The 5,121-nt window shown below is 64.0% G+C and carries 4 protein-coding genes; 1 reads left to right on the top strand and 3 read right to left on the bottom strand.

All coding sequences use genetic code 11. The annotated features are described in order from the left end of the window. Positions 1-82: 82 nt before the first annotated feature. Positions 83-1,897: a CocE/NonD family hydrolase gene (locus ACLQ7E_RS13720; protein WP_411733134.1), complete on the bottom strand. Its 1,815-nt coding sequence runs from the start codon at positions 1,895-1,897 to the stop codon at positions 83-85. 124 nt (positions 1,898-2,021) lie between these two features. On the opposite strand from ACLQ7E_RS13720, the gene ACLQ7E_RS13725 reads away from it, so the two are divergent. Next, positions 2,022-2,963, top strand: a complete 942-nt coding sequence (locus ACLQ7E_RS13725) for an MBL fold metallo-hydrolase (protein WP_411733135.1) — start codon at positions 2,022-2,024, stop codon at positions 2,961-2,963. A 177-nt stretch (positions 2,964-3,140) separates the two neighbouring features. Here the strand turns inward: ACLQ7E_RS13725 and ACLQ7E_RS13730 are convergent, their stop codons facing one another. Together ACLQ7E_RS13730 and ACLQ7E_RS13735 are read right to left on the bottom strand one after the other, a co-directional pair. Continuing rightward, positions 3,141-3,356 carry an Rv0909 family putative TA system antitoxin gene (locus ACLQ7E_RS13730; protein ID WP_411733136.1) on the bottom strand — a complete coding sequence of 72 codons (216 nt, stop codon included), beginning with the start codon at positions 3,354-3,356 and terminating at the stop codon, positions 3,141-3,143. 277 nt (positions 3,357-3,633) lie between these two features. Then, the gene (locus ACLQ7E_RS13735) at positions 3,634-4,992 is read right to left on the bottom strand and encodes an MFS transporter (protein WP_411733137.1); all 1,359 of its coding nucleotides are present in this window, start codon (positions 4,990-4,992) and stop codon (positions 3,634-3,636) included. Positions 4,993-5,121: the final 129 nt, after the last annotated feature.

Genomic DNA, 5,121 nt, shown 5'->3' on the forward strand with positions numbered 1-5,121 from the left:
ATAACTTGGGGGCCCCCCCCCATAACAACCCCGCGGGGCCCCCGCCCAAGGCGTTTGGGAAGCGCTTGGCTCCCCCGAGCGACTACTTCGACGCGGCGTCCGCCGTCTTGCTCGTGGTGGACGGCAAGACGAGGCGGGACCGGTGGGCGGCATCGCGGTAGATCTTGTGCGTGACCGGACGGCCCACCGGCAGGTGGAAGGCATCGGGAGGGAGTAGCGAGTTGTGCTCATCGCTCAGCGGCTCGGCATTGGAAAGCTCCGCCACCAGCTTGTGGCCGGGCATGAAGGTGTTCGCGAACGGGTAGAGGCGCAACACGTACTCCTCGATCTTCCCCGGTTCCACCGGCACCGATCGGGTGTGCGGGTGGAACGGGTTGCCCTCGGTGGTCCGCTCGTCGAGCTCGTTGTGCGAGGCCTTGAGGTAGCCGGTGGTGATCAGCTGGCGCTTGCCGCCCGGGGCGTAGTCCCACAGCCGCATGATGAAGTTGGTGTCCTCCGCATCGATCTGGGCGAAGATGTGTGCGGCTCCGGTGCCCATCATTTCGCAGGCCTCCTCGAAGACCGGGGTCTCCCACTTGATGATCTCGACCTTGTCGGTCACGGTCAGCGGCGCCTGGTAGAAGCCATCGGGGGCTGCATATTCAACACCCATGGTTTCGGGCTGGGTGGAGAGCTTGTGGCGCGGACGCAGGTAGAGGTTCGTGTACTCGATCTCCTTCGGCGGCCAGGAATCGGCCGTGACGGTTTCGCGCGAGCCCTCGACAAAAACGCTCACGGCAGGTTCGTCCATGACGCCGTTCTCGATGCCCTTGATCCAGTAGTCGTACCACCGGAACATCTTGTCGTGCTCCTCGATGAAGGGACGCGACTGCATTGGCGGGTAGGGGCCGATGTCCAGTTTCTTCGGGCCCTTGAGCGTATCGAATAGCTCGATGGTGCCATCGAGGGTCCAGCCGCGGCCTTGGTCCAGCTGCAGGTAGACCGGGATGTCGATGCTTTTGGCCAGGTTGATCGGGTTGCGCTCCTCGTACCACTCGCCGTCCAGCTCGTTCATCACGATGTCGAACCAGGCCTCGTGGTTCTTGGGGTAGTTCAGCACGTGGACCAGGTTGGGCCAGGCGGCGACGTCCGGGTCCTGCAGGCGCTTGGCAACCAGTTCCTTGAGTTCTTCCTTGGAGTACTTCTCGACCATGCGCGACTTCACGCCGTCGGTGAAGGCCCAGCCGGAGTCGCCTCCGCGGCCCTCGCGGGCTGCGCGCGGCATGAACCACATGACGCCGCCGTGGTAGGTCGTCTCGTAGAAGTCGTAGTGGCCGCCGGAGACGAAGATGGCCTTCAGGCTTGGCGGACGCTCGGCGGCAGCAAGCACCTGCATGGAGCCGAAGTAGGAGATGCCGACCATGCCGACGTTGCCGTCGCACCAGGGCTGGGCGGCGACCCATTCGATGAAGTCGTAGGCGTCCTGGCCCAGGGAAACGCCGCCGGCGTTGTAGTTGCCGATGTGCTCGCCCTCGGAGTCGCCGAAGCCGCGCAGGTCGCCGATGACGTGGACGTAGTCTTCGGACACGATGCGGGCGATGTCGCCGGCCTCGATGCAGCCATCCCACATGGGGGAGGGGCGGCGCTGCGGAGGGGTGGTCAGGGCCAGGGCCTGGAGTTCCTTGCCATAGGGGCTCAGTGCCACCAGTGCGGGCCGGGGCTTCCGCTCGGTTCCCTCGTAGGCGTCTGCGGCAAGTTCGATGCCATCGCGCATCGGGACGCGCAGGTCCTTGCGGATGGCGATCGGCTGGCCGCCGGCATTGAACGTCGTGAAATCGGTCATGGGGTGTGCAACTTCCTTATCAACGTCGGTGGGCCAGGTGTTCTGCTGGCGGGCACGCTTCGCGGGGCGTGACATGAACATATTATTATAATAAAGTAGCTGTGTGCAAGACCACGCTGTCATTGTCCTTGCTTCACGGTGGTGAACTAGTCTCGACAATGGGGGCGCCGCCCCGCCAATCCAGGAGAGAAACTCTTACATGAGCCAAGAAGTGAACGTCCATCCGCTGGTATCGCCCTGGGGCCGTTTTGGTCTCTACAGCTTCTTCATTGACGCTCCCGAACCGGCCATCATCGACACCGGGATTGCCTCTTCGCCCGCCGAGGGCATGGTGGAGGAGCTCAAAATACTGGGACGGAACATCGAGGATGTGCGCTGGATCCTGCTGACCCACGGGCACATTGACCACATGGGCGGCGCCTACGCGCTCTGGGAACTCACCGGCCGCCGCGCCAGGGTGGTCATCCACGAGAAGGACGCGCCGCTGCTGCGCTCGAGGCGCGCGCACGTCAAGCAGTATGTGGACGTGCGCCAGCAATACCTCAACGACCCGGACGGCGTGGAATCCCAGCTGAAGGCCGCCAACCACGTGATTTCCGGCGAGATGGAACCGACCATCCTGGTGGCCGGCGGCGAAATCCTCTCCCTGGGCGGGGACGTCACGGTTTCCGTTCACCACATCCCGGGCCACACCGAAGGATCAGTGGCGTATGTACTGGACGGACCGAACTCGGTCTTCGTCGGCGACGCAGTCCAGATCCACGGTGCGGCCAACGGCTTCCCCGGCTACGAGGACCCCACCGCCTACCGCACGTCCCTGACCTACCTGCGCGACGAGGTGCGCCCGAACCACCTGTACCTCGGGCACCCCTACAAGGGTGCCGATGGCATTGCCTACGACGTTGAACTGGATGCCGCGGGAGCCCACCGGGCACTGCAGGAAGCCATCGACATCGAGGCCCGTGTTGCAGCAGCGGCGGCCAGAGCGCTGGATGAGGGTCTGCAGGTGACTGATTCGGCCTATTCGCCGTTTGAGTCGGTGGCGAAGGAGATCGGCTACACCGGCAACCCGACGCTGGAGCCCTCCCCGTTCTTCACCACGCTGGACGGTTATCGCCGGGCGGCCGAAGCGGCCAACTGAGCAGGCCCGGGCCAAGCGCCTGCCGGTCGCCCCTAAGGGTTGCCCGGCCGCACCATCCTCGATCGGCAAGAGAGCGGGAGGTGGTGTAACGGGCCGGCTGGCGACAGCCCTGCGGACGAAGTGCCCGGAGATGAAGTGCCGGTCCCGGACAAGTCTGTTCTCCCTGCGCGGGTCCGGCTAGGAGCGGCCACCGAGGTGCTTGAGTGCCTCGTCGCGTGCACGTTGGATCTTGTCCTGGTGCTTGCCTTTTGTCGCCTTCTTGGCCAGATCGGCAGCACCGTTCACAAGCTTGCCGCCGACCTGTCTGGCCTGGGGGCTTTGAAGCGCGCTTCGTACCTTTGGGTTTCTTGCCGCGGACACAACGATCTTGCCGAATTTACCTAAACCAGCCATGAATGCTGTTCCTCCATCTTTGAGTCGTTACGTCCCGATCAGCGAGGGGACATGCATCTCCACAAGGTCGCGCATGCCAGTCATGCGGGACGGGGCTTCCGGGCTGCTTGGAGTTGAAAGGGACTTCCCCCTCCTTCGCCGGACTTTCCATCCTACGTGTTTGCCCCCGTGCGCCCGATCGATCGGGAGCAATGCGTCGGGCGAAACCCGTGGCCATTCAGGCCCGGGCCGGAACGTGTCCAACGTGTGGGTGGGGGCGGTGCCGGCCCCACCCACCCTATGCGCCGGTCAGGGAGGATTGCGACGCAGTTTCCGGCACAGCGTGGTCCGAGGTGTTCCTCGCCTTCATCAGGGGAACAAACGTGAAAGCCAACGCGGCAAAGAGGCCCGGGATGGCGAAGAAGAGGAAGTTCATGGCCACCGGCAAGTTCATGGTCAACAGCACGCCACCAAACGTCGGGCCGACAATGGCACCAAGACGCCCGACGCCCGAGGCCAAACCAATCGCTGTCGATCGCATGAAGGACGGGTAGTACTGCGAAACGAACGAGTAGGAAATGTTTTGTGCACCCATGGTGCAGGCACCGGTGATGAATACCAGGACCAGCAGGACGGCCATGTTGTTGCCGAAACCCAACAGCGTCAGCGAGAGGGCGGAGACCACAAACATCGGGATCAAGACCTTCTTCACTCCCCATTTGTCCGCGAGCTTGCCCAGCAACAGGGTGCCGGCGATGGCGCCCACGTTCAGCACGATCATGAAGGTCAGCGACGAATTCAAGGCGTACCCCGCGGTGACCATCAACTTGGGCAGCCAGATCGAGACGCCGTTGATCATCAGCAGGCACATGAAGAACGCGATCCAGATCATCAGGGTCCCCAGGGCGCGCCGGTGGGTGAACAACGCGCGCACGGGGCTGCCGGCTTCTGCCTCCTGGAAGCCGGTGAATTCCGCGTCCGACCCAAGCTCGCCCTCCGGGTTGACCTTGGCCAGGGCTGCCCGAAGTTCGCTGATGCGGCCCTGGGCCAGGAGCGCGGCGGGGGAGTCCAGGAAATACTTGTGCATGAGGGGCAACAGCAGCAGGGGAAGGGCAGCAACGAAGTAGACCGCGTGCCAGCCTAGCGTGGGAAGCAACAGCATCGAGACGAAGGCGGCCAGGATGCCGCCCACGGAGAAGAAGCACATGAGCAACGCGATGAAGGTGTTGGCGCGGCCCTTCGGGGCGTAGTCCGTCAGCATGGCGATCAGGCAGGGCAGGATGCCGCCGATGCCCAGGCCGCCCAGGAAACGCAGGAGCGAGAACTCCAGCGGTCCGGGGGCGATTCCGCACAGTGCCGAGGCGAGCGAGAAGAGAATGACGCTGGCCAGCAGCACGCGCTTGCGCCCAAGCCTGTCGGCGAGGATCCCGAAGAGGATCGCGCCGACCATCATCCCGAAGATGCCGTAACTGCCGATGGCTCCGGCCTGGAGCGGATCCATCGACCATTCCTTCATCAGCGCCGGCAGGACGGAACCGTAAACGATCAAGTCGTACATGTCGAAGGTGATGATGAAGCAGGCCCAGAACAGCATGCCGGCGTGGAAGCGGTTGAACCGCGCCTCGGCAATGAAGTCCCTGATGTTGATCGTTGTCATGTATTTGTTCCTGGTGGGTGATGGTGCTGGTGAGATTGCTCCGGGATGTGCTGAGGCGGGCCCCAACCCCCGGTTACGGCCCCCCCCCCGGGGCAACCGCAAGGGGGGCGCAACCCCCCCCGGGGGGCG

This window comes from Paeniglutamicibacter sp. (assembly GCF_046714615.1).
Taxonomy (GTDB): domain Bacteria; phylum Actinomycetota; class Actinomycetes; order Actinomycetales; family Micrococcaceae; genus Paeniglutamicibacter.